The 22,841-nt window shown below is 69.6% G+C and carries 23 protein-coding genes; 14 read left to right on the top strand and 9 right to left on the bottom strand.

Annotated features, from left to right (window positions below; translation table 11 throughout):
- Nucleotides 1-4 precede the first annotated feature (4 nt).
- The 4 genes from ABZW11_RS16675 to ABZW11_RS16660 all read right to left on the bottom strand — a co-directional run bounded on the left by ABZW11_RS16675 (nucleotide 5) and on the right by ABZW11_RS16660 (nucleotide 5,997).
- Entirely contained in the window at nucleotides 5-1,525 is a 1,521-nt protein-coding gene (locus tag ABZW11_RS16675; RefSeq protein ID WP_355417592.1) for a protein kinase family protein, read from the bottom strand.
- A 166-nt stretch (nucleotides 1,526-1,691) separates the two neighbouring features.
- A complete protein-coding gene (murJ, locus tag ABZW11_RS16670) occupies nucleotides 1,692-3,296 on the bottom strand; it encodes a murein biosynthesis integral membrane protein MurJ (RefSeq protein ID WP_355417589.1) in 1,605 nt (534 codons plus the stop codon).
- Entirely contained in the window at nucleotides 3,293-5,452 is a 2,160-nt protein-coding gene (locus ABZW11_RS16665; protein WP_355417586.1) for a DUF6049 family protein, read from the bottom strand. Before ABZW11_RS16665 ends, murJ begins: the two co-directional genes overlap by 4 nt.
- A 20-nt stretch (nucleotides 5,453-5,472) precedes the next feature.
- On the bottom strand, nucleotides 5,473-5,997 hold the full coding sequence (locus tag ABZW11_RS16660; RefSeq protein WP_355417583.1) for a YbaK/EbsC family protein: 525 nt from the start codon (nucleotides 5,995-5,997) through the stop codon (nucleotides 5,473-5,475).
- A 156-nt stretch (nucleotides 5,998-6,153) separates the two neighbouring features.
- Here ABZW11_RS16660 and ABZW11_RS16655 point away from each other — a divergent pair, with 156 nt between their 5' ends.
- Complete coding sequence (locus ABZW11_RS16655) at nucleotides 6,154-7,551, top strand: CCA tRNA nucleotidyltransferase (RefSeq protein WP_355417580.1); 1,398 nt, start codon at nucleotides 6,154-6,156, stop codon at nucleotides 7,549-7,551.
- Here the strand turns inward: ABZW11_RS16655 and ABZW11_RS16650 are convergent.
- Entirely contained in the window at nucleotides 7,531-8,817 is a 1,287-nt protein-coding gene (locus tag ABZW11_RS16650) for an MFS transporter (protein WP_355417577.1), read from the bottom strand. The genes ABZW11_RS16655 and ABZW11_RS16650 overlap by 21 nt on opposite strands.
- An 89-nt stretch (nucleotides 8,818-8,906) precedes the next feature.
- Between ABZW11_RS16650 and idi the strand changes: the two genes are divergently transcribed.
- Nucleotides 8,907-9,491, top strand: a complete 585-nt coding sequence (gene idi, locus ABZW11_RS16645) for an isopentenyl-diphosphate Delta-isomerase (RefSeq protein ID WP_355417574.1) — start codon at nucleotides 8,907-8,909, stop codon at nucleotides 9,489-9,491.
- 62 nt (nucleotides 9,492-9,553) lie between these two features.
- Here idi and ABZW11_RS16640 read toward each other — a convergent pair whose 3' ends face one another.
- Entirely contained in the window at nucleotides 9,554-10,633 is a 1,080-nt protein-coding gene (locus ABZW11_RS16640; RefSeq protein ID WP_355417571.1) for an inositol-3-phosphate synthase, read from the bottom strand.
- A gap of 13 nt (nucleotides 10,634-10,646) precedes the next feature.
- Nucleotides 10,647-11,237, bottom strand: coding sequence for a PadR family transcriptional regulator (locus ABZW11_RS16635; protein ID WP_345393111.1), 591 nt, complete (start codon nucleotides 11,235-11,237; stop codon nucleotides 10,647-10,649).
- A gap of 133 nt (nucleotides 11,238-11,370) precedes the next feature.
- Here ABZW11_RS16635 and ABZW11_RS16630 point away from each other — a divergent pair, with 133 nt between their 5' ends.
- From ABZW11_RS16630 to ABZW11_RS16615, 4 genes are all read left to right on the top strand, one after another.
- On the top strand, nucleotides 11,371-11,757 hold the full coding sequence (locus ABZW11_RS16630) for a DUF5318 family protein (RefSeq protein ID WP_345393108.1): 387 nt from the start codon (nucleotides 11,371-11,373) through the stop codon (nucleotides 11,755-11,757).
- Nucleotides 11,758-11,989: 232 nt separating this feature from the next.
- Nucleotides 11,990-14,518 carry a transglycosylase domain-containing protein gene (locus ABZW11_RS16625; RefSeq protein ID WP_355417568.1) on the top strand — a complete coding sequence of 843 codons (2,529 nt, stop codon included), beginning with the start codon at nucleotides 11,990-11,992 and terminating at the stop codon, nucleotides 14,516-14,518.
- A gap of 8 nt (nucleotides 14,519-14,526) precedes the next feature.
- Nucleotides 14,527-15,849, top strand: coding sequence for a glycosyltransferase 87 family protein (locus ABZW11_RS16620; RefSeq protein ID WP_355417565.1), 1,323 nt, complete (start codon nucleotides 14,527-14,529; stop codon nucleotides 15,847-15,849).
- Nucleotides 15,846-16,910, top strand: a complete 1,065-nt coding sequence (locus ABZW11_RS16615) for a mannosyltransferase family protein (RefSeq protein WP_355417562.1) — start codon at nucleotides 15,846-15,848, stop codon at nucleotides 16,908-16,910. Before ABZW11_RS16620 ends, ABZW11_RS16615 begins: the two co-directional genes overlap by 4 nt.
- Nucleotides 16,911-16,973: 63 nt before the next feature.
- Here ABZW11_RS16615 and ABZW11_RS16610 read toward each other — a convergent pair whose 3' ends face one another.
- Nucleotides 16,974-17,717: a deoxyribonuclease IV gene (locus ABZW11_RS16610; protein WP_355417559.1), complete on the bottom strand. Its 744-nt coding sequence runs from the start codon at nucleotides 17,715-17,717 to the stop codon at nucleotides 16,974-16,976.
- A gap of 99 nt (nucleotides 17,718-17,816) precedes the next feature.
- Here ABZW11_RS16610 and ABZW11_RS16605 point away from each other — a divergent pair, with 99 nt between their 5' ends.
- On the top strand, nucleotides 17,817-17,993 hold the full coding sequence (locus tag ABZW11_RS16605; protein ID WP_355417556.1) for a hypothetical protein: 177 nt from the start codon (nucleotides 17,817-17,819) through the stop codon (nucleotides 17,991-17,993).
- A 70-nt stretch (nucleotides 17,994-18,063) separates the two neighbouring features.
- Here ABZW11_RS16605 and ABZW11_RS16600 read toward each other — a convergent pair whose 3' ends face one another.
- Nucleotides 18,064-18,381, bottom strand: coding sequence for a hypothetical protein (locus ABZW11_RS16600; protein ID WP_355417553.1), 318 nt, complete (start codon nucleotides 18,379-18,381; stop codon nucleotides 18,064-18,066).
- 192 nt (nucleotides 18,382-18,573) lie between these two features.
- Here ABZW11_RS16600 and rpsF point away from each other — a divergent pair, with 192 nt between their 5' ends.
- From rpsF to ABZW11_RS16565, 7 genes are all read left to right on the top strand, one after another.
- On the top strand, nucleotides 18,574-18,864 hold the full coding sequence (rpsF, locus tag ABZW11_RS16595) for a 30S ribosomal protein S6 (RefSeq protein WP_026214314.1): 291 nt from the start codon (nucleotides 18,574-18,576) through the stop codon (nucleotides 18,862-18,864).
- Between the two features lie 78 nt (nucleotides 18,865-18,942).
- Entirely contained in the window at nucleotides 18,943-19,500 is a 558-nt protein-coding gene (locus ABZW11_RS16590) for a single-stranded DNA-binding protein (RefSeq protein ID WP_355417549.1), read from the top strand.
- A gap of 63 nt (nucleotides 19,501-19,563) precedes the next feature.
- Nucleotides 19,564-19,800 carry a 30S ribosomal protein S18 gene (gene rpsR / locus ABZW11_RS16585; protein WP_020543048.1) on the top strand — a complete coding sequence of 79 codons (237 nt, stop codon included), beginning with the start codon at nucleotides 19,564-19,566 and terminating at the stop codon, nucleotides 19,798-19,800.
- 15 nt (nucleotides 19,801-19,815) lie between these two features.
- Complete coding sequence (gene rplI, locus ABZW11_RS16580; protein ID WP_355417546.1) at nucleotides 19,816-20,262, top strand: 50S ribosomal protein L9; 447 nt, start codon at nucleotides 19,816-19,818, stop codon at nucleotides 20,260-20,262.
- A 134-nt stretch (nucleotides 20,263-20,396) separates the two neighbouring features.
- Nucleotides 20,397-21,260 carry an ABC transporter substrate-binding protein gene (locus ABZW11_RS16575; RefSeq protein ID WP_355417543.1) on the top strand — a complete coding sequence of 288 codons (864 nt, stop codon included), beginning with the start codon at nucleotides 20,397-20,399 and terminating at the stop codon, nucleotides 21,258-21,260.
- Entirely contained in the window at nucleotides 21,257-22,096 is an 840-nt protein-coding gene (locus tag ABZW11_RS16570) for an amino acid ABC transporter permease (RefSeq protein WP_355417540.1), read from the top strand. The genes ABZW11_RS16575 and ABZW11_RS16570 overlap by 4 nt, the downstream gene beginning before the upstream one ends.
- Nucleotides 22,093-22,836: an amino acid ABC transporter ATP-binding protein gene (locus ABZW11_RS16565; protein ID WP_355417537.1), complete on the top strand. Its 744-nt coding sequence runs from the start codon at nucleotides 22,093-22,095 to the stop codon at nucleotides 22,834-22,836. Before ABZW11_RS16570 ends, ABZW11_RS16565 begins: the two co-directional genes overlap by 4 nt.
- Nucleotides 22,837-22,841 lie beyond the last annotated feature (5 nt).

The following is a 22,841-nucleotide window of genomic DNA, read 5'->3' as shown; positions in this document are numbered from 1 at the left end:
CTGATTATGCCGATCCGGGAGAGTGCACCACTACCTCATAGATGGTGCCATGAAAAGTGCCCGCATCTGTCGGAACGCGCGTAAACCAGATCAAAACGTACTGGCCGGTCACCGCCTGTTCCGGAGCGAGGGTGGTTTTACCTGCGGCGTTCTTCTTCGTGGCGACGGTCTTGAGCGACCCGAGCTCAGGGGAGTCGCCCACCTTGAGCTCGACGGTCGCGCCCGGTGCGTCGGACAGCGTAGCGACCACGTCACTGATCTGCAGGGACTTGCCCATGTCGAGCAGCAGGCCCACGCCGTCCTTGAGACGGCCCAGGTCGGCGCTGGTGTAGGTCTCGGTCTTCCACAGCGTGCTGGGCTTGCCGTCGATGGCCAGCTTGGCGAGGTCGGGCTTCTCGTCGCCGTCGCCGAGCGGGTCGAAGCCCTGCGCCTTGACCGGCTTGACGGCCTGCGTCTCCACCGGCGCGGAGGCCGATGCGGTGGGGCTGGCGCTGGCCGTCTGGGACGTCGTCGGGCTGCCCAGGCTGCGGCCGACCGTCCACGCGCCCACGCCCACGGCGGCGATGACGAGCAGCACCACGAGCGTCATCAGCACCCGGTTGAGCGTGCTGCCGCCCCCGCCGGACGGCCGGCGCGGCTGCATCACCGGCGGCAGGGGAGGCGGGGCCGACTGCTGCCGGTGGGCGATGTCGAGGCCCTCGGTGTGGGACGCCGAGGCGACGGCGGGGGTGGAGGGGTAGGAGATCGGGATCGGCATCGGCCTGGCGACGTCGGCCAGCGCCTCGGCCACCTCGGACGGGCTCGACAGCGCGCCCTGGCCCCTGCGCGACTCGGGCAGGCAGGCCCGCACGGTGACCGTGTCGAGGTAGCCGGGCACGCCCGCGGTCACCTGGCGGGGCGTGCAGAAGTGGCCGTCGTTCATGGGGGCGGCGGGCAGGCCGCCCTCTTCCTCGTCGCCCGGCCAGTGGCCGGTCAGGCCCGCGTACAGCAGCCGGCCGAGGCCCTCGGCGTCGTCGAGCGCGGGCTGGTCGGTGGTCAGGCCCCACATGGCGGCGTCGACCGCGACGCCGAGCACCTTGACCGTGTTGCCGGTCGTCCACACCAGGTGCGCGGGGCGCAGGCACAGGTGGTAGAGGTGGGCCTCGTGGGCGTGCGCGAGCGCCTCCGCGGCCTCGGCGATCAGCCCGGCCGCGCGCTCGGGCTCCAGCGGGCCGGCGGCGAGCAGGTCGGTCAGCGACTCGCCGGTGACCCACTCGCTGACGACGTAGGCGTGCTTGTCGTCCTCGGCGGCGTCGAAGACCTGCGTCAGCCGCGGATCGGTGAGCCGGCTGGCCGCGCGGGCGGCCGTGACGACCTCGTGGACGCGCGGGAAGTCGGGCGCGAAGGTGTGGACGGCGACGGGACGGGCGAGGATCTCGTCGATGGCCTTCCACAGGGTGGCGCCGTCGGACTCGCTGACGCGATCTTCGAGCCGGAAACGCTCGGCGAGACGGGTGCCGGGTGCGACGGCCGACGTGCTGCTCACTGGCTCACTCCGCTTGGCCGATCGGACGTGCTCATGGTTCGACTCACCTGCGTGGTGGTGTCCCACGAAGGCACGCTATGCCGGGTGGATCCGCCCACGCCCCTCCTGCTTCCATTCGCGCGTGTCGGGTTCCATGGTAGTGCCGAGGAGATTCCGCCCGCGTTCTTTACCGGCCTACCCGCCTCGCGACCATCCCAACGATCGAGTTGACCTCCGGGATGCGCATTCTGTGTGCTACGCCGAGATAGAGCAACATTCCCAGGCCACCGCCGACCGCCAGGACGATCACGGAGTTGAGGAAGTCGAGCCCGCCGAACACGGTCGTGATCACCCAGACCGTGGCGAGCGCGAGCACGGCGGTGGGCAGAGCCGCGAGATACATCCTGGTCATCGCCATGCCGACGGCCCAGCCGTCCAGCCCCCGCACCCGGCGGGCGGCCAGCCACCAGGCCAGCACCGCGCCCAGCCCGTACGCCACCGCGTACGCCAGCGCCAGCCCCATCACCGCGTACGTGGCCGGCAGCAGGAGGTGGAACAGCACCATGAGCACCGCGTTGACCGCGGTCGTGCCGGCTCCGATGAAGACGGGCGTACGTGTGTCGCCGAAGCTGTAGAAGACCCGCAGCAGCAGCTGGAACACCGCGAACGGCACCAGCGCGAGCCCGTAGACCTGCAGCACGTTGCCGATGTAGACGGCGTCGGCCACGGAGTTGGCGCCGTGGCCGTAGATGGGCACGGTGATCGCCGGCCCGATCACCATGAGCAGCAACGACACGGGCACCATGAGCGCGCAGACCAGCCGCACGCTCGACCCGAACTCGGCCCGCACATCGGCGAAACGCCCGTCGGCCACGGCCCTGCTCATCCTGGGCAGCATCGCGGTGATCACGGAGACGCCGATCACGCCGTAAGGAAGCTGGAAAAGCTGGAACGCCAGCGTGTACGGGCTGATGCCGTGCCCCGCCACCTCGTCACCCGCGGCGCTCGCCAGGTTGGTGGTCAGCATGAATCCGGCCTGCGTGACGATGACGTAGCCGATCGTCCAGACGCCGGCCTTGCCCATCTCGCCGAGCCGCGCGTTGCGCAGGTCGAAGCGCGGCACGAACGAGAATCCGGCCCGCCGCAGCGCGACGATCAGCACCGCCGCCTGCGCCACGATGCCGGCCGTGGTGCCGACGCCGAGCAGCGCCAGGTCACCGGTGGTGACGCGGGAGATGTCGTTGCCGGGCCCGGCCACCGCGTAGAGCAGGAACACGCAGATGACGACCAGGTTGTTGACGACCGGGGCCCACATGGGGGCGCCGTAGCGGTCGCGGGTGTTGAGGATCGCACCGGCCACCGCGCCCACGCCGAAGAAGGCGAGCTGCGGCAGGATGAACCTGGCCAGCGTGACCGCGACCTCGTATTCCCTGCTGCCGTGCTCCCAGACCGTGTAGAGGTCGATGAGCAGCGGCGCGGCCAGCACGGCGATCGCGGCGACCACGATGAGCGCGCCGGTGGAGAGCGTCAGCAGCCGCTGCTCGTAGGCCCTGCCGCCGTCGGCGTCGTGCTGCTGGGCCCGGACGATCATCGGCACCACGACGCTGCTCAGCACGCCGAGCAGCAGCAGGTCGAGGATGCTGTACGGGATCGCGTACGCGGCGTTGTAGGCGTCGCCGAGCGCCGCCGTGCCGATGGCGTAGGCCAGCACCATCGTCCGCACGAACCCCGTGACCCTGGACACCATGGTGCCGGCCGCCATGATGGCGCTGGCCCGCAGCATGCGGCTCATACGGTCTCACTCTCCCGGGTCTTGGTACGCGCGAGCTTGCGCTGCGACCTGCGCCGCAACAGCCGTGTGACGACGGCGGCGAGCATCACGGTCAGCGCGGCGCCCACGATCACCAGGGCGATGCCGGTGTAGCCGGTGGTGCGGATCGTCAGCCGCTGCGGCTTGCCGTAGGGCTGGCCGTCGGGGGTCTTGAGCTGCACGGTCACCGTGGCGTCGCCGCTGGTGTCGGGGGTGGCGTTCATCGTCACCTGGAACGTGGTGCTCTGGCCTGGGCCGATCGTCCGCGTCTCCTCGACGATCTTGATCTGCAGCAGCTCGGGGTTGTCGGACTTGACGTCGATGTAGAGGGCGACGGGGTGACCCATGCCGTTCTTCACGCTGATGGGCACCACGCCGCTGCTGCCGGCCAGGGTGCGGGGGCCGCCCACGCCGAAGATCTGGATCTTGTTGGTGGTGTTGGTGACGGCGGTGCCGACCACCTTGGCCGCGGCCCGTCCGGCGCGGGTGCTGTCGCGCCAGGCCGACGAGGTCAGGCGGAGCACGGCGGCGTCGAAGCTGGACGGCGCGCCGTCGGTGGTGACCCGGGACAGCAGCTGCGCCATCGACCACGACTCCTTGACCGAGTCGAGGTATTTGCCGGACAGCTCCTGCTTGCGGTTCTGGTCGGTGTAGGTCAGCCCGGCGCGCGGCACGGACGTCTTGCCCGGCTTGAGCGACTCCAGCGTGGTCAGCTGCAGCCAGGGCAGCCGGCCCGCGGTCTTGAGCAGCGAGCTGACCAGCGCCGGGTTGGGGTTCCAGCGCCGGGAGGGCGCGACGACCAGCGACCGCGGCACGGTCTGGCCCGGCTCCGCGGAGATCATCGCGGTCTCGGCGATGAACCGCTGCCTGGTCAGCGCCTGCGAGGTGGGCGCGGTCGGCTCGAACAGGCGGCTCAGCTCGGGGTCGGCGACCAGCGCGGTGACCGGGCCGTTGACCGAGTCGAGTGTCGCGGCGGCGTCAGGCGTGGTGGGCACGGGCGGCTGCGGCGGCAGGTTGGTGGAGTTGAGCAGCACGGTGTTGACGCCGCTGACGGCGAGCAGGTCGAGCGCGTCGGGGTCGAGCACGCCGGCGGCCGGCCAGTTGAGGTTGGTCTTGGCCTTGGCGCTGAGCAACTGGTGGGCCTTCTGCCCGCCCAGCTCGACGGCCCTGCGGGTCTGCGGGTCGAGCCCCTGGTGGGCCAGCGCCGCCACGTCGGGGTCGGCGTAGGGGAGTGCCACCACGGGGGAGGCGGCCAGCGAGGTGCGCATGTCGGTCAGCCACTGGCCCGCCGCCGTGCTGGGCGGCTGGGAGCGCTTGCCGTCCTTCGTCTTGACCTGGTGGCCCTTGGTCATCGCGCTGAGGTCGTCGAGCAGCGCGGGATCGACCACCCAGGTGACGCTGCTCGGCGCCGACTGCGCGATGCTGAGCAGGTCGGCCAGGCGGCCGCGGCCGGTCACGGCCTGGCTCAGCGTGTCGTCGAGGAACAACGGGCCCTTGCCGGGCGCGTCGGGGTCGGTGTCGGTGGCCCGGCGCGGCTGGTCGATGACGGGCAGCACGACGGCGAGCTTGTTGCGCGGTGGGCGCGGCGTGGTGGGCGGCGCGTACGTCAGGAAGGTGCGCTGCGCGCTGAGCGGCACACCCCACTGGGCGACGTCGACCGCGATGGGGTAGACGCCGAACCGCCGCAGGCCGAGCTGCACGGGCGTGGCCGTGATCTCCCAGCGCGCGGTGCCGCCCGCATCGAGCGGCTCGAGATTCTGGAACGAGTTGCGCGTGGAGACGCTGCTCGGCAGCGTCGCGTTGTTCTGGTCGGCCTGGTAGGCGGCCATCGAGGCGCGGTCGGTGAAGGGCTGGGCGCTGTAGCGCAGCCGCACCTGGAGGCCGGACATCGCGGTGCCCGTGTCGTTGCGCACGGTGCCGGTGATCTTGATCACATCGGTCAGGCTCTTCGGCACCTCGGGCGTGATCGACGTGATCGACACGGCGAGCGTCTGCCGCCTGACCTCGGTCAGGACCGGCGTCGCGGCAGCCTCGCCGGGCGTCACCGCCATCGTGGGGGCGAGCAACGCGGCGGACAGCGCGGCGAGCAGCGTGGTCTTACGGATCACGCGCAGGCCCGAGCCGGACGAGGACGACACACGCCCGCAATGGTACGGGTTCAGTGCCGTCGCGCGACCGCCGCACGTGATCCTCGCGGGCGTGTGCCGCGGAGGTCCACCATCTTCCCGGGCAGGACGGCCAGCAGGTCGAGAGCCCTCATGGCGAGCGCGGTGTGCCGCTCTCCCGTGGGCGTGTAGATGAGTTCGTCGTCCGCGTGCAGCCGGTCGTCGATGAACATCGGCAGCGCGGCGGGCAGCAGCAGCGGGCACACGAGCCCGTCGGCGTAGTCGGTGGCCGCGTTGACGACGTGGGCGGGCGCGGGGCGTACCTGGCGGGCGCCGAGCAGCCCTCCGACGATCCCGGGCCGCGGCGGCGATGAGACGGGGGTGGTGACGGCGATGACGACCTCGCTGCCGACCCTGGTCGTGACGTCCAGCACCGTGACCATGAGGCAGCGTCCGGCGGCCGCGAAGACCGTCTCCGGCAGCTCTTCCGCGCATGTCATGGGACGCGGAAGGCGTACGATCTCATGATGGACCTGGTGTGCGAGGAGCCAGCGGTGGAGCGCGAGGGCGTCCTTCATATAGTCCTCCTTGCCGCATTCCAGTGCCCCCGACGGTCCCTTGACCGACGGTAACCCGGACCTGGTGTGGCTCGGGGGATATGTTCCGGAAGCGCACTAGATAAGGCCGATCGCAGTTTGTCCGACTCAACTCTGACCGAAAGCCAGCAGCAGGCCATGAACGACCTGTTCCGCAAGATCGCCCCCGTGGCCGACGAGCTCGGCCGCCTGTTCGCCGCACAGGGCCATGAGCTCGCCCTCGTCGGCGGGCCCGTACGCGACCTGTTGCTCGGGCGCGCAGGCAACGACCTCGACCTGACCACCGACGCCCGCCCCGAGCAGGTGCTGGAGATCGCCAGAGACTGGGCCGACGCCGTGTGGACGATCGGCATCGACTTCGGCACGGTCGGCCTGCGCAAGGGCGACCGGCTGATCGAGATCACCACGTACCGCAGCGAGTCCTACGACCCCAAGTCGCGCAAGCCCGAGGTCGTCTACGGCGACACCCTTGAGGGCGACCTGGAGCGGCGCGACTTCGCGGTCAACGCGATGGCGGTGCGGCTGCCCGCGCACGAGTTCGTCGACCCCTACGGCGGCCTGGCCGACCTGCGGGCGGGGCTGCTGCGCACGCCAGGCACCCCCGAGCAGTCGTTCGGCGACGATCCGCTGCGCATGCTGCGCGCGGCCAGGTTCGCCGCGCAGCTCGGCTTCAGCGTCGATCCGGCGGCGGTGACGGCGATGACCGAGATGGCCGACCGCATCGAGATCGTCTCGGCCGAGCGCATCCGCGACGAGCTCGACAAGCTGATCTGCGGCGCCCGCCCGCGCGAGGGCCTGCGGCTGCTGGTCGAGACGGGGCTGGGCGCCCATGTGCTGCCCGAGCTGCCCAAGCTGCGGCTGGAGATCGACGAGCACCACCGGCACAAAGACGTCTACGAGCACACGCTGACCGTGCTCGACCAGGCCATCTCGCAGGAGGAGGACGGCCCCGACCGCATCCTGCGCTGGGCGGCGATCATGCACGACATCGGCAAGCCCAAGACGCGCCGCCACGAGGCGGGCGGCCGGGTCTCGTTCCACCACCACGAGGTGGTCGGGGCGCAGATGACGAAGAGGCGCATGACGGAGCTGCGCTTCCCGAAGGACGTCGTCGCCGACGTGTCCCGGCTGGTGGAGCTGCACCTGCGCTTCCACGGCTACGGCACGGGGGAGTGGACCGACAGCGCCGTGCGCCGCTACGTCCGCGACGCCGGCCACCTGCTCGACCGGCTGCACAAGCTGACCAGGGCCGACTGCACCACCCGCAACAAGCGCAAGGCGGCGGCGCTGTCGCGCACCTACGACCACCTGGAGGAGCGCATCGCCAGGCTGGCCGAGGAGGAGGAGCTGGCCAAGATCAGGCCCGAGCTCGACGGCAACGAGATCCAGCAGGTGCTCGGCGTCGGCCCGGGGCCGGTCGTGGGGCGGGCCTACAAGTTCCTGCTCGACCTCAGGCTCGACAAGGGCGTGATCGGCAAGGAGGCCGCCACCGAGGCGCTGCTGGAGTGGGCGAGGTCAACCGACCTCGGTGCGTGAGGGCGCGGTGATCAGGCGGTAGCCCAGGGCGGCCAGGGGGTAGCCGAGCGAGATGATGGCGACGGCGGCGTACGACTTGCCGTCGGCCGGCAGGATCGCCGCCGACAGGGCCGCGGCCAGCACGTACATGCCGTTGAAGAGCATGTCGTAGATGGAGAAGGCGCGGCCCCGGTAGATGTCCTCGACGTCGCGCTGGACGGTGGTGTCGGCGCAGATCTTCACGCTCTGCCCGGCCACCCCCAGCACGAACCCGGCGACCGGCAGCCCCCACTCCTGGAAGGGCAGCACCAGCACCGCGGTCAGCACACCCGCCGCGACCAGCGCGATCTGCACCCACCGCTCGATGCCGAACCATTCGGTCGTGTACGGCGTGACGACGACGGCGAGCGCGGTGCCGAGCCCGGCGGCGATCACCACCAGGCCGATGCCGCGCAGCGCGGCCTCGGCGTCGCCGTGGGCGAAGTAGTAGCGGTAGAGGATGATGCCGAGCGCGGTGCACATGCCGAACAGGAAGCGGTGGGTGGCCATCGCGCCCAGCGTCGCGGCGGCCACGCGGTGGCGGAGAAGGTGGCGGGCGCCGTCGACGAGCCCGGTGACGACGTTGCGCAGCTCCTGGCGAGCCTGCGGCCGGTCGGGGTCGGGCCACGGGCCGAGCAGCTGCCGCTCCATGGTGCGCGCCACCAGCGCGCTCATCGTGAACACCACGCCGGACGTCACCAGCAGCAGCGCCACGCCCAGGTCGTCGCCGCCGAACAGCTCGCGCAGCAGGAAGCCCACGCCGGCGCCGAGGAACGTGGCCACCGTGCCCGAGGTGGGCACGACCGCGTTGGCCGAGATCAGCCGCTCGGGCGGCACCACGTGGGGCAGCGAGGCGCCCAGGGCGGCCAGGAAGAACCGGTTGACGCCGAGCACGGCCAGCGCCGCCGCGTAGAACGCGGGATCGGGCACGTCGGCCGCCACGAGCGCGGCGGCCACGAGCAGCAGCCCGCCCCGGATGAACGGCGCCACCATGAGGATCTGCCGCCGCGACCAGCGGTCGATGAAGACGCCGACGAAGGGCCCGAGCACGCTGTACGGCAGCAGCAGCACCGCCAGCCCGGCCGCCACCTCGACGGCGGTCGTCTGGTTCTCGGGGCTGAAGAAGGCGAACCCGGTGACCCCGAACTGGAAGATGCCGTCGGAGAACTGCGAGACCAGCCGGGTGCCGAACAGCCGCCTGAAGTCCCTGCCCCGCAGAACCGTGCGGAGATCGGCGACGAAAGACACGCCGTCAGCCTAGCCCGCGCCCGTCGGCTGCCAAGCCGGAGTACCGCCGGGGTTCCAAGTGGTGGTCATGATCTCGTACGCTTCAAAGCGTGACGAGCGAGGAACACGTTGTGCTGGTAGACCGCGACGGTCGTGCGCTGGGCACCGCGCCCAAGACCTCGGTGCACGGTCGCGAGACCCCCCTCCATCTGGCTTTCTCCAGCTACGTCTTCGACTTCGACGGCCGTGTGCTGCTCACCAGGAGAGCCGATCACAAGCTGACCTGGCCGAGCGTGTGGACCAACAGCTGCTGCGGCCACCCCCTGCCGGGCGAGGCGCTCGACCGGGCGGTGGTGCGCCGCCTGTCCTACGAGCTGGGTCTGGCCGTCGAGAGCGTCGATCTGATGCTGCCCTCGTTCGCCTACCGCGCGGTGATGGCCAACGGCATCGTCGAGCACGAGCTGTGCCCGGTCTACCGCGTCACGGTCGACGCGCCCGTCACGCCGAACCCCGACGAGGTGGGGGAGACGCTGTGGATGCCGTGGAAGGAGTTCGCCGAGGGGGCCCAGAACGGCCTGCTGGCGATCTCGCCGTGGTGCAGGGAGCAGGTGCCGCTGCTGACCGAGCTGGGCGCCGACCCGCTGTCCTGGCAGCCGGCCGGCGCCGACGCGCTGCCGCCCGCCGCACGTCCCTGACCTGCGAACGGCGCCGCGTCCCTGGATGAGGGGCCGCGACGCCGCGGGGAGCGAAGAGCAGGTCAGCGCTCGACCTCGCCCCTGATGAACTTCTCGACGTACTCGCGCGCCTCGTCGTCGGAGTACTGCTCAGGCGGCGACTTCATGAAGTAGGACGACGCCGACAGGATCGGCCCGCCGATGCCCCGGTCGAGGGCGATCTTGGCGGCCCGCACGGCGTCGATGATGATGCCGGCCGAGTTCGGCGAGTCCCACACCTCGAGCTTGTACTCCAGGTTGAGCGGCGTGTCACCGAACGAGCGCCCCTCCAGGCGGACGTAGGCCCACTTGCGGTCGTCGAGCCACGGCACGTGGTCGGACGGGCCGATGTGCACGTCGGCCTTGCCCATCTCGTGCGGGATCTGCGAGGTGACCGACTGCGTCTTGGAGATCTTCTTCGACTGGAGGCGGGTGCGCTCCAGCATGTTCATGAAGTCCATGTTGCCGCCGAAGTTGAGCTGGTACGTGCGCAGCAGCTCGACCCCGCGGTCCTCGAACAGCTTGGCCAGCACGCGGTGCGTGATGGTGGCGCCCACCTGCGACTTGATGTCGTCGCCCACGATCGGCACGCCCGCCTCGGTGAACTTCTCGGCCCACACGGGGTCGGAGGCGATGAAGACCGGCAGCGCGTTCACGAACGCCACCTTGGCCTCGATGGCGCACTGCGCGTAGAAGCGGTCGGCCTCTTCCGAGCCCACCGGCAGGTACGACACCAGCACGTCCACCTGGTTGTCACGCAACACCTGGACCACGTCCACGGGGTCCTCGTCGGACTCCTCGATGATCTCGCGGTAGTACTCGCCAAGGCCGTCGAAGGTGTGCCCACGCTGCACGGTGACCCCGGTCGGGGGCACGTCGCAGATCTTGATCGTGTTGTTCTCGCTGGCGACGATCGCCTCAGAGAGGTCGCGGCCGACCTTCTTGGCGTCCACGTCGAACGCGGCGACGAACTCGACGTCGCCCACGTGGTAATCGCCGAACTTCACGTGCATCAGGCCAGGGACCCGTACGTCGGGATCCGCGTCCCTGTAGTAGTGGACGCCCTGGACCAGCGACGACGCGCAGTTGCCGACACCGACAATGGCGACGCGAACCGAACCCATCGCACTCGCTCCCTTACTCATCAGTTGACGTGGTATCTCTCTCGGGCCTGTCCTCGGACGAGGCCCGACGCTCAGTTGCGATCAGCTCGTTCAGCCAGCGCACCTCGCGCTCGACGGACTCGAGCCCGTGGCGCTGCAGCTCGAGTGTGTAGCTGTCGAGCCGCTCCCTGGTGCGTGCCAACGCGGTGCGCACCGCGTCGAGCCGCTCCTCGAGCCGGCTGCGGCGGCCTTCGAGAATGCGCAGGCGCACCTCGGCCTCCGTGTGCCGGAAGAACGCGAAGTGCACGCCGAAGCTCTCGTCCTCCCAGGCGGACGGGCCCGCCTGGGTGAGCAGCTCCTGCAGCCTTTCCTTGCCCTCGGCGGTCAGCTTATAGACGATCTTCGACCGGCCGCCGACGATCGTGGACGGGGCCGGCTGCTCCTCGGCGATGAGGCCCTGAGCCAGCAGTGATCGCAGACAGGGGTACAGCGACCCGTAGGAGAACGCACGGAACATCCCCAGCAAGGCGTTGAGCCGTTTGCGCAGCTCGTAGCCATGGAGCGGCGTCTCGTGCAGCGACCCGAGCACGGCCAGCTCCAGAACCCTGCCCTGTCCGCTGGCCACTGGAACCGCCCCCTCTCGCGTCGATGTATCGAGCCGATACATCCCGAGGATACGTCGGGGCGCTATATGGCCGCAATCTGCGAATCCGGCAAGTCGTTGGGATCAACCTCCGAAACGCCGTAGTCTGGCGCTCATGTGGTCACAGAGAAGGGTGGTGGATTACGGCCTCGCGAAAAGGGCGGTGGTCCGCTCCCTGCGGGCGGGGCGATCGTCGCGCCGCGACGTCTGTGACGCACAGCCCTACCTCCTTCGCGCGGCCCGCCACTTCGGCGAGCCGACCGAACGCCTCTGCCCGGTCTGCGAACAGGAGAACGTCACCAACGTGACCTATGTCTACGGCGACGCCCTCGGGCGGCATGCCGGTCAGGCAAAGGTCACATCAGAACTCGTCGCCATGGCTCATGATTACGATGAGTTCCGGGTGTACGTTGTCGAGGTCTGCCAAGGTTGTTCCTGGAATCACCTGACGGTTTCGTACGTCCTCGGGAACGGACCGCCTGACCTCGTCGATCAAGCGTGAAGACCGAGGGCGGCGAGCAGCCTCACGCCCGACCGCCGTTTATGTTCCGACGACGTTGCGAGGACGTGTGAGTAACAGCATGAATGAGGGGACGTCACGCCCGGGGAGGCGCCGTCGCTCCAGCTCATCCCGTTCTGTGCCCCAAGGTTCTCCTCCTCAAACCGGCGATCCGGCTTGGGGCGCGGCTCAGCCGCCGCGTCGTCCCGAAGCCGCATACGAGCAGACCGGCGCCATGGCGGCGCAGCCGTACGATGAGCCGCCGCCACGCCGCCGCGCGCGTGCCGAGCATCCGCAGGAGCGCGGCGACCACCCGCCGCGCGAGCGGCGGACCGCCGCATACCCGCAGGAGCGCGGCGACCAGCCGCCGTCGCGCTCCCACGCCCGCCAGGACACGCGCGCGGTGAGCAACCAGGAGACGATCGTCAGCGACGCGCCGCGCCGCTCGCGCCGGCGCGGCTCGGGCCCGCCGTCAGAACCGCCGGAACCGCCGGTCAAACGCGGCGGTGGCGGCGGCTGGCGCAGGTTCCTGCCGAGCTGGAAGCTCGTCGTAGCCGGTGTCGTGGTGCTCGCGGCCGGCCTGTTCGGCATGATCATGGTCGCGTACGCCAACACGCCCGTCCCGACCGAGGCCCAGGCCGAGGCGCTGGCCGAGCAGAGCACCATCTACTACCGCGACGGCAAGACCCCGATCGCCACGCTCGGCTTCAAACGCGAGAGTGTGCCGATCACCGAGATGGCCGACACCGTGAAGGACGCCGCCGTCGCGATCGAGAACAAGACGTTCTACGAGGACTCCGGCATCTCCATCTCCGGCATGGCCCGCTCGGTCTGGATGACCGCGACCGGCCAGCAGCTCCAGGGCGCCTCGACCATCACCCAGCAGATGGCCCGTAACTACTACGACGGCCTCAGCCAGGAATTGTCGATCAAGCGCAAGGTCATGGAGATCTTCGTCGCGGTCAAGCTCGACGATGAGCTGACCAAGGACCAGATCCTCGCGAACTACCTCAACACCATCAACTTCGGTCGCGCGTACGGCGTCGAGGCCGCGGCGAAGGCGTACTTCCCCGGCAAGAACGTCCACGCGAAGAACCTCACCCCCGAGCAGGGCGCCTATCTCGCCGCGCGCATCCAGCAGCCCAACTGGGACCACGACGCGCCCGAACTGAAGGAGCGCTTCAAGACCGTCGTCCAGTACATGGCGGAGCAGTGGCCCGACAAGTACGGCGATCTGCCGAAGACCGCGAAGTTCCCCAAGACCAAGACGAGCTCGTCCGACAACGAGCTGGGCGGGCTCAGGGGCTACATGGTCGAGCAGGTGCTGAAGGAGCTAGAGGGCCGCGGGCTGACCCGCGACAAGGTCAGGAGCGGCGGCTACAAGATCGTCTCGACCTTCGACCGCAAGATGATGCAGCACGCGAAGACCGCGGTCAAGGAGACGATGAAGGCCTACAACATGTCCACGGAGTACCACGCCGGCCTGGCCGCCGTGGACCCGAGGAACGGACGGGTGCTGGCCTTCTACGGCGGCGACAACTACCTCAACGACCCGTGGAACGAGCCCTTCCAGTCCACCAAGCAGGCGGCTTCGGCGTTCAAGCCGTACGTGCTGGCCGCCTGGCTGCAGGCCGGCTACTCGCTCAAGAGCTACGTGCCGGGCAACGAGACCGTGCCGAAGGAGCTGCCGGGCCAACAGGAGGGCGGCATCAGGAACAGCCACAACGTGGGCGTCGCCGTCGACGTGGTCAAGGCCACGGCGCAGTCGGTGAACACCGCGTACGTGTCGATGGCCTACGCGCTGCCCAACAAGCTCGACGACGTCAAGAACCTGGTCGAGGAGGCCGGCTTCAACCAGAAGCGCATGGAGGACGACGTCAAGGAGCACCACTACCAGTTCGCCATCGGCAGCGCCCTGGTGACGCCGGTGGAGCAGGCGGCCGGCTACTCGATCTTCGCCAACGGCGGCAAGTACACTCGCTACCACGTCGTACGCCAGGTCAAGGCGCGTGACGGCCGGGTGGTCTACCCCGAGATGGCGGCCGCCAAGCGGGTCATCGACGAGGGGGTCGCCGCGGACTCGACGATCGCCATGCAGGAGGTGCTCAAGTCGGGCACCGCGGCGGGCAAGGGCCTCGGCTCCCGGCCGGCGGCCGGCAAGACCGGCACCAACAACGACGAGAAGGAAGCCTGGTTCGTCGGCTACACGCCGCAGATCTCCACGGCGGTCGGCTTCTACCGCGAGCAGTGCGTGACGAAGACCGGCAAGGTCGTCCCGCCCCAGCACTCCAACTGCCCGGTGTTCCGCAAGGGCAGCAAGAAGTACGGCTGGGACAACCCCTACACCACGCCCAAGGAGGTCTCCCTGGGCTTCGAGGGCGCGGGCCCGCCCACGATCGTCTGGCAGAGGTTCATGCAGCTCGCCCACGAGGGCATGCCGGTCGAGCAGTTCCCCGCCCGCGCCGAGGTCGGCACGCCGGAGAACATCGTGCCGAGCCCGACGCCCACGCCGACACCGACGCCCGAAGCCGACGACAACCCGCTCGGCACCGGCGACCCGTTCGACCAGGGTGACGACTGCTTCATCAACTGCGACAACGACGACCCCGGCATCCCCGAGGGCGACGTGAGCGACGACACCGGCACCGAGACCGACCAGCTCGGCCTGCCGGACAGTGACGTGGACGTCGCAGGAGGCGGATCGGCGCCCAACGCCAGACCCAGCGGCAGCCGGCCGATGCCGGGCAGGCCCGCAGATCAGTGACGGAACCAGTGACGAGCACCGAGGCACGCGCCCCCTGGGCGGCGCGTGCCGTGCCGTATCTGCCCCTGGGGCTCATCGCGGCCCTGGGGGCGAGCCTCGCGTACGTGGTGCGCCTGCCGTGCCGTACCGGCGGGTGGAACGACCAGGTCACCACGTACACGAACTTCTGCTACACCGACATCTACCCCCTCTACTTCGACCGCGCCCTCGACACCCAGAACCCCTACTTCGCGGCGGTGCCGTTCGACAAGCAGGTCGAGTACCCGGTGGTGCTGGGCGAGGTCATGCAGGTGTTCGCCTGGATCGCCCGCGCGCTCAGCCCCGACAGGGTCGCGCAGGCGGTGCGCTTCTACGACCTGACGGTGATCCTGCTCGGCCTCTGCCTGGTGGCCGGGGTGTTGCTGATGGCCGGGGTGGCCGGCCCCGCCAGGCGCTGGGACCCCCTCTGGTACGCGATCTCGCCGGCCGTCGTGCTGGCCGCGTACATCAACTGGGACCTCGTCGCCGGCGCGCTGTCCATGGGCATGCTGCTGGCCTGGAAGCGCGAGCGGCAGGTGGCCGCGGGCGTGCTGCTCGGTCTCGCGATCGCGACCAAGTTCTATCCGCTGATGTTCGTCGGCGCGCTGTTCCTGCTGACCTGGCGCACCGGGCGGTGGCGGCCGTTCCTCGAGACGATGGGCGCCGCGGTGGCGGCGTGGATCCTCGTCAACGCGCCGTTCATGGTCTTCGCGTGGGACGGCTGGCGCCGCTTCTACGTCTTCTCCCAGGAGCGCGGCGTCGACTGGGGCTCGCCGTGGCTGTTCTTCCAGAACAAGGGCTGGCCGATACTCGGCGAGACCGACGTGAGCACGCTCGGCATCGTGTCGCTGGCGATCATGTGCCTCGGCATCGCGGTGCTGACGCTGGGCGCGCCGCAGCGGCCCCGGCTGGCGCAGATCTGCTTCCTCGCGCTGGCCGCGTTCATGATGACGAACAAGGTGTGGTCGCCGCAGTTCGTGCTGTGGCTGGTGCCGTTCGCGGTGCTGGCCAGGCCCAACTGGAAGCCGCTCGCGCTGTGGCAGCTCGCCGAGGTGTGGTACTTCGTCGCGATCTGGCTCTACCTGCTCTCGCAGCCGCCCCTGGAGCGCGACGACCTGGGCATCGGCGACGACACCTACTTCACCGCCGTCTGGGGACGGATCATCACGATCGGCATCATGATGGCGTTCGTGGTGCGCGACATCCTGCGGCCCGAGAAGGACGTCGTCCGCGCGGCCGGCGTCGACGACCAGACGGGCGGCGTGTTCGACGGCGCCCCTGACCGGTTCACGCTGGCGTCACTGAACAGATGATCACCCGCTCGGCCACCCGGGACGCGCTGCTGCTCTGGTTCGGCTCGCGCGCCGGGTTGCTGGTCGCCACCCTGCTCGGCGCCACGCTGGCCGGCTACCCGCACCGGTGGAGCAAGTGGGACACCACGCTGTTCGTCACGATCGCCGAGTACGGCTACGACGGCGAGCCCGGCCGGCCCGCCGACGACGGCCTGCCGGCGTTCTTCCCCGGGCTCCCTCTGGCGCTGCGCCTGGTGCACCTGGTCGTCCCCGACTGGGCGGCGGCCGGGCTGCTGGTCTCGCTGGTCTCCGGAGCGGTCGCCATGGTGGCGCTGGCCCGGCTGGCGGAGACCGAGGGCGCCCACGGGTGGGCGGCGGTGCTGGGGCTGCTGGCCTTCCCCATGGCGGTGTTCCTGGCCGCGGGCTACAGCGAGTCGCTCTTCCTCGCCTTCGCGATCCCGGCGTGGCTGGCCGCCAGGAAAGGGCGCTGGCCGCTCGCGGTGGTGCTGGCCGCGGGCGCGTCGTGCGTGCGGATCACCGGGTTGTTCCTGGCCGCGGCGCTGCTCGTGGAGTTCGCCGCACGCAGGGAGCCGGTGCGGCGGGCCGGGTGGCTGGTGGTGCCGTTCGTGCCGCTGGTGGCGTACGCGTTCTACCACTTCCGCAGGACCGGTGACTGGCTGGCGTGGAAGCACGCGCAGGAGGCCGGGTGGGGGCGCGACTTCGCGTGGCCGTGGGAGGCGTGGCGGACGACCTGGCGCTCGGCGATGGGCTCCGACGACTTCGCGGTGGCGTTCAGGATGGAGATCGCCGGCGCCGTGGTGGTCGTGGCCGCGCTCGTCTGGCTGCTGGTGCTGCGCCGGTGGAGCGAGGCCGTCTACACGGGCCTGCAGGCGGCGGCGCTGATGACGTCGGCCTATTACCTGTCGATCCCGCGCTCGCTGCTGCTGTGGTTTCCGCTGTGGGTGCTGGTGGCGCGGGTGGCGACCAGGCGGCCGTGGCTTTTCGTGCTCTATCTGCTGATCTCGGGCCCGTTGATGCTGGCCAACACGGCCCGGTTCCTCAGCGGCGCCTGGGCGGGCTGATCTTTCTACCCGCTTTCTTCTCTTGGTAATCCAGGGAAGTTATCCACAGCCTGTGTGTAAACGCTAGAGGTTCTTCCTCAGGAACGCGATGTCGTCCGCCTGGCCCGCGCCCGGCGTCTCCACCACGATCGGCGCGCCCGCCGCCCGGCACACCGCGAGGATCAGCTCGGGGTCGATCTTCCCCTGGCCCAGGTTCGCGTGCCGGTCGGCGCCCGAGTCGAACGCGTCGCGCGAGTCGTTGCAGTGGACGAGGTCGATGCGGCCGGTGATGGCCTTGACCCGCTCGACCACGTCGATCAGCTCCTCGCCGCCCGCGTGGGCGTGGCAGGTGTCGAGGCAGAAGCCCACGTCGAACCCGTCGAGCGCGTCCCACAGCCGCGCGATGCGGTCGAGCCTGCGGGCCATCGCGTTGCCGCCGCCCGCGGTGTTCTCGATCAGCACGGGGATCGGGCACTCCATGCGCTCGAACACCTTGCGCCAGTTGTCGAAGCCGACCTGCGGGTCGTCGCTCTTGTTGACGTGGCCGCCGTGCACGACCAGGCCCTTGGCGCCGAGCCCCGCCGCCGCCTTGAGGTGCTGCTCCAGCAGCTTGCGGCTGGGGATCCTGATGCGGTTGTTGGTGGTCGCCACGTTGATCAGGTAGGGGGCGTGGATGTAGACGTCGACGCCCTCGACCGGCTTGTCCGGCAGCACCGGCTTGGCGTAGCCCTGCGGGTCACCGAGGAAGAACTGCACCACCTCGGCCCCCACCTCGGCGCCCCTGGCGGCGGGGTCGTCCTGGTCGACATGAGCTCCGATTCGCACCATGCAGGTAAGGCTATCCGCCGCCCGAGCAGGGTACGGCCGGGTTTGCCCGGCGGCCTCCAGGGCAGTCGGGAGGCGCCCCCTACCCGAGGAGAAACCGCCATGAGCCGCTGGCGCTTACGGGCGCTGATCGTTGTTGTCTACGTCGTCGTCGGCATCTACGTCGCCTGGGTCTACGACTACATCACGCCGGGACTGCTCAGGGATCTCGCGGAGGCGCTGCTCGCGGTGTTCCTGTGGTTCCTGGTCCTGCTCGGCATCGACCTGCACATCGGGTGATCCACATATACAACGGCCCCGGACCATGCGCCGGGGCCGTCACTCATGCGCGGGGGGATTGCGCGGGGGATCATGGGTGCGGGAGGAAACCGCCGTGCGCGATGCCGAGCGCGGCCCCCACGAACGACCCGACCAGACCGACCACGTTGAGCGAGCGCTGCGGCGTGGTCACCGAGATGTACTGCGAATAGAGACCCACGCCGAAGCCGAGCGTGCCGGCCCACGACGCGATCATGTGCGCCGAGGTCCAGAAGGTCGCGACGAACGCCACCACACCGCAGGCGAGCGTGATGACCGCCAGGGCGTTCTCGACCCGGTGCGAGCGTCCGTCGGTGTTGAGCGTGAACCTGAACCGCTCCCTCTCGGAGGGTTGAAGCACATGTGGCACAGCCACCACCCCCTTGGTTTCCTAAAGGCCTTCCCACCTACCTGTGGCTGGTAACCTGGGGCACGCTGCGCTGTGATGGGTGATCCATCGCCCCGGGGTGCCGAAAGGGGCCCGCCCGGGTTCAAGCGTCAGCGTCCTCCTGTCACGGCAGAGTGTCGTGACCGCAAGAGTCCAGAGGAGGTTGGAGTCCGCATGCGTCGTTACGAAGTAATGGTCATCCTGGACCCTTCGCTCGATGAGCGCACCGTCGCTCCGTCCCTCGACCAGTTCCTCACCGTCGTCCGCAACGACGGCGGCACGGTCGAGAAGGTCGACGTCTGGGGCCGTCGCCGGCTCGCCTACGACATCGACAAGAAGTCCGAGGGCATCTACGCCGTCATCGACCTGTCCGCGGAGCCCGCGACGGTCAAGGAGCTCGACCGCCAGATGAACCTCAACGAGGGCATTCTGCGCACCAAGGTCCTGCGTCCGGACGTGCACTAACCTCCGGCTTTTGTCGGGGAAGCCCCGTACTCTGAGCCGTAACCCAAGCGAAGGCGTGCAGGAAGGCGAGCGCTAGCCATGGCAGCAGGCGACACCGTAATCACCATCGTCGGCAACCTGGTCGACGACCCGGAGCTGCGCTTCACCCCGACGGGGCAAGCGGTGGCTCGATTCCGCATCGCGTCCACTCCGCGGTACATGGATCGACAGACCAACGAGTGGAAAGACGGCGAAAGCCTCTTCCTGACCTGCAACGTCTGGCGGCAGGCGGCGGAGAACGCCGCCGAGAGCCTCCAGCGCGGCATGCGGGTCATCGTGCAGGGGCGGCTCAAGCAACGGTCTTACGAGACCAAGGAAGGCGAGAAGCGCACGGTCTACGAGGTCGAGGTCGACGAGGTCGGCCCGTCCCTGCGTAACGCGACCGCCAAGGTCAACCGCACCTCCCGTCAGGGTGGCGGCGGCGGCTTCGGCGGCGGTCCCGCCGACGACCCGTGGGCCTCCGCGACGCCCGCCCCGCCTCAGGGCGGCGGCTTCCAGGGCGGCGGCGGTGGCGGCGGCGGCTTCGGCGGCGGCCAGCAGGGCGGCGGCGGCTTCGGCGGCGGCGGCAACGACTTCAGCGACGAACCGCCTTTCTAAATCCTGTCCACAAGCCCGAGTCCATTCCCGCTCTGACGGCGGGGCTCTGAAAGGAGCACCACGATGGCAAAGCCGGCACTGCGCAAGCCGAAGAAGAAGGTTTGCCTGTTCTGCCACGACAAGATCTCCTACGTCGACTACAAGGACACGGCCCTGCTGCGGAAGTTCATCTCCGACCGCGGCAAGATCCGTGCGCGCCGGGTGACGGGCAACTGCACCCAGCACCAGCGCGACGTGGCGACGGCGATCAAGAATGCCCGTGAGGTGGCCCTGCTGCCTTACACGAGCACGGCGCGCTAAGGGAGGTTCGTCGACATGAAGCTCATCCTCACCAACGAGGTCTCCGGCCTCGGCACCCCCGGCGACGTCGTCGAGGTCAAGGACGGCTACGGCCGTAACTACCTCATCCCGCGCGGCTACGCCATGCGCTGGACGCGCGGCGCCGAGAAGCAGATCGAGACCATCCGCAAGGCGCGCGACGCCCGCGAGATCCGTGACCTCGGCACCGCCAAGGAGGTCGCGGGTCAGCTGGGCGCCCTGCGCGTGCGGCTGACCACCCGCGCGGGCGAGTCGGGCCGGCTGTTCGGCTCGATCACCACGGGCGACATCGCCGAGGCCGTCAAGGCCGCCGGCGGGCCGGTCCTCGACCGGCGGCGCATCGAGATCGTCAACCCGATCAAGAGCGTCGGCTCCCACCGGGTGACCGTCAAGCTCCACCCGGAGGTCTCCGCCTCGGTCGACGTCGAGGTCGTCGCAGGCTGACCTCAGCAGCAGCAGGCCCCCTCATCGAGGGGGCCTGCTGTATGTCCAGGTTGGGGCACCCTGGCGGCATATTTCCGACATCATCCGCGTAGAATCGCCTCGTTCTTTCGCACGTCCCCCTGGAGGCAGAGGCCATGGCCCGTCCCTCGATGCTGCTCGCCATCGGAGCCCTGGCGGCGGCGAGCGTCGCCTGCGCACCGGTCGACGATTCGGCGAGCACCGCGGCCGCTCCCACCACCTCCACCGCGTGCACGAAGGACCAGCTCAAGCTGATCACGCCGGGCAAGCTCACCATCGGCACCGACAAGCCCGCCTACGAGCCGTGGTTCAAGGACGACGACCCGAGCAACGGGCAGGGCTTCGAGAGCGCGGTCGCGTTCGCGGTGGCGGGGGAGCTGGGCTTCGACCGCAGCGAGGTGCAGTGGACGACGGTGAAGTTCGACGTCGCCTTCGCGCCGGGTGACAAGAAGTTCGACTTCGACATCAACCAGGTATCGATCACCCCGGCGCGGGCCAAGGCGGTCGACTTCAGCAACGGCTACTACACGGTCAAGCAGGCCGTGGTGGCGGCCGAGGGCGGCAAGTTCGCGGGCGCGAAGAGCCTGGCCGAGCTGAAGGACGCGAAGATCGGCGTGCAGGCCGGGACGACCTCGTTCAACGCGGTCAGGGACGTCATCGAGCCGTCGTCCGACCCCCACGTCTACAACGACCAGATCGACGTCGTGAACGCGCTGAAGAACAAGCAGATCGACGCGGCGGTGGTGGACCTGCCGACGGCGTTCTACGTCACGGCCGCGCAGGTCGAGAACTCCACGATCGTCGGCCAGTTCAGCTCGACCGGCGGCACGCCTGAGGAGTTCGGGCTGGTCATGGGCAAGGGCAGCCCGATCAAGCCGTGCGTGGACAAGGCCGTCGACGCGCTGAAGTCCAAGGGCGAGCTGGCCAAGATCGAGGAGCAGTGGCTGGGATCGGCGGCGGGTGCGCCCGAGCTGAAATGAGCGAGTGGGTCAAGTCAGAGCGGCAGATCGAGCGCGAACGCGTCCGCAGGTCGCGGGGCCGCCGCTCGGCCTCGATCGCGACGGCCTCGACGGTCGTCTTCCTCGTCCTCGTCGTCTGGGGCGTCACCAGCTCGCCGGGCTGGCCGGCGGTGCGCGCGACGTTCTTCGACGGTGAGCAGTTCGTCGCCGCGCTGCCCGACGTGCTGAGCGGGTTCCTTCTCAACATCAAGATCTTCCTGATCGCCGAGGTGCTCGTCCTGGTGGTCGGGCTGCTGGTGGCGCTGGCCAGGGGCATCACCGCGCCGGCGTTCTTCCCGATCAGGGCGCTCGCGACGCTCTACACCGACCTGTTCAGAGGCGTCCCGACGATCCTGGTCATCTACCTCATCGGGTTCGGGCTGCCCGCGCTGCGGCTGCAGGGCATCCCGTCCGACCTCGCGACGCTGGGCATCATCGCGCTGACGCTCTCGTACGGCGCGTACGTCGCCGAGGTGTTCAGGGCGGGCATCGAGTCCGTGCACCCCAGCCAGATCGCGGCGGCGCGGTCGCTGGGCCTCAGCCACGTCAAGACCATGAGGTACGTGGTCGTGCCGCAGGCCGTGCGCCGGGTCCTACCGCCGCTGCTGAACGACTTCGCCTCGCTGCAGAAGGACACGGCGCTGGTGGCCACGATCGGCCCGCTCGAGGCGCTCAGGCAGGCGTACATCCACACCGCCGACACCTTCAACTACACCCCCTACCTGGCGGCGGCGCTGCTGTTCATCCTGCTCACCATCCCGATGGCCAGGCTCACCGACCACCTGGCCGCACGCACCCGCAGGAGGCGCGGCGCATGAGCGTCCTGACCATCGAGGGCGTGTGGAAGAACTTCCGCGGCCACAGCGTGCTGCGCGGCATCGACCTGGACGTGGCCCCGCACGAGGTGGTGAGCCTCATCGGCGCGTCCGGGTCCGGCAAGTCCACGCTGCTGCGCTGCGTCAACCTGCTGGAGACGGTGGACGACGGCGCCATCTACCTCGACGGCGACGAGATCACCGACCCCAGGGTGAACGTCGACCAGGTGCGCAAGCGGCTCGGCATCGTCTTCCAGGCGTTCAACCTGTTCCCGCACATGACCGTGCTGGACAACATCACGCTCGCGCCCCGCCAGGTGCACGGCGTGGCCAGGGCGCAGGCGGAGGAGCGGGCGCATGACCTGCTCACCAAGTTCGGGCTGGCCGACAAGGTGCGGGCGTACCCCGACCAGCTCTCCGGCGGCCAGCAGCAGCGCGTGGCCATCATCAGGGCGCTGGCCACGCAGCCCAGGCTGATGCTGCTCGACGAGGTGACCTCGGCGCTCGACCCGCAGCTCGTGGTGGAGGTGCTGGGGATCATCAGGGAGCTCAAGGAGTCGGGCATGACGATGATCCTGACCACGCACGAGATGAGCTTCTGCCGGGACATCTCCGACACCGTGTGCTTCCTGGACGGCGGCGTGCTCGTCGAGAAGGGCCCGCCGGAGAAGATCTTCAGCGAGCCCGCGCATCCCCGCACGCGCGAGTTCCTGCGCAGCGTGCTGGACTCCGGCCGGCCCTAGCGAGT

The organism is Nonomuraea sp. NPDC004580, from assembly GCF_040609855.1.
Taxonomy (GTDB): domain Bacteria; phylum Actinomycetota; class Actinomycetes; order Streptosporangiales; family Streptosporangiaceae; genus Nonomuraea; species Nonomuraea salmonea.
This window is presented reverse-complemented; position numbering and strand designations above follow the sequence as displayed.

Excerpts from the sequence above, each read along its gene's own strand:
- murJ (WP_355417589.1), bottom strand. The coding sequence starts at position 3,296 with ATGAGCCGCATGCTGCGGGCCAGCGCCATCATGGCGGCCGGCACCATG.
- ABZW11_RS16660 (WP_355417583.1), bottom strand. The coding sequence starts at position 5,997 with ATGAAGGACGCCCTCGCGCTCCACCGCTGGCTCCTCGCACACCAGGTC.
- ABZW11_RS16655 (WP_355417580.1), top strand. The coding sequence starts at position 6,154 with ATGAACGACCTGTTCCGCAAGATCGCCCCCGTGGCCGACGAGCTCGGC.
- ABZW11_RS16640 (WP_355417571.1), bottom strand. The coding sequence starts at position 10,633 with ATGGGTTCGGTTCGCGTCGCCATTGTCGGTGTCGGCAACTGCGCGTCG.
- ABZW11_RS16630 (WP_345393108.1), top strand. The coding sequence starts at position 11,371 with ATGTGGTCACAGAGAAGGGTGGTGGATTACGGCCTCGCGAAAAGGGCG.
- ABZW11_RS16625 (WP_355417568.1), top strand. The coding sequence starts at position 11,990 with ATGGCGGCGCAGCCGTACGATGAGCCGCCGCCACGCCGCCGCGCGCGT.
- ABZW11_RS16615 (WP_355417562.1), top strand. The coding sequence starts at position 15,846 with ATGATCACCCGCTCGGCCACCCGGGACGCGCTGCTGCTCTGGTTCGGC.
- ABZW11_RS16610 (WP_355417559.1), bottom strand. The coding sequence starts at position 17,717 with ATGGTGCGAATCGGAGCTCATGTCGACCAGGACGACCCCGCCGCCAGG.
- ABZW11_RS16605 (WP_355417556.1), top strand. The coding sequence starts at position 17,817 with ATGAGCCGCTGGCGCTTACGGGCGCTGATCGTTGTTGTCTACGTCGTC.
- rpsF (WP_026214314.1), top strand. The coding sequence starts at position 18,574 with ATGCGTCGTTACGAAGTAATGGTCATCCTGGACCCTTCGCTCGATGAG.
- ABZW11_RS16590 (WP_355417549.1), top strand. The coding sequence starts at position 18,943 with ATGGCAGCAGGCGACACCGTAATCACCATCGTCGGCAACCTGGTCGAC.
- rpsR (WP_020543048.1), top strand. The coding sequence starts at position 19,564 with ATGGCAAAGCCGGCACTGCGCAAGCCGAAGAAGAAGGTTTGCCTGTTC.
- rplI (WP_355417546.1), top strand. The coding sequence starts at position 19,816 with ATGAAGCTCATCCTCACCAACGAGGTCTCCGGCCTCGGCACCCCCGGC.
- ABZW11_RS16575 (WP_355417543.1), top strand. The coding sequence starts at position 20,397 with ATGGCCCGTCCCTCGATGCTGCTCGCCATCGGAGCCCTGGCGGCGGCG.
- ABZW11_RS16570 (WP_355417540.1), top strand. The coding sequence starts at position 21,257 with ATGAGCGAGTGGGTCAAGTCAGAGCGGCAGATCGAGCGCGAACGCGTC.
- ABZW11_RS16565 (WP_355417537.1), top strand. The coding sequence starts at position 22,093 with ATGAGCGTCCTGACCATCGAGGGCGTGTGGAAGAACTTCCGCGGCCAC.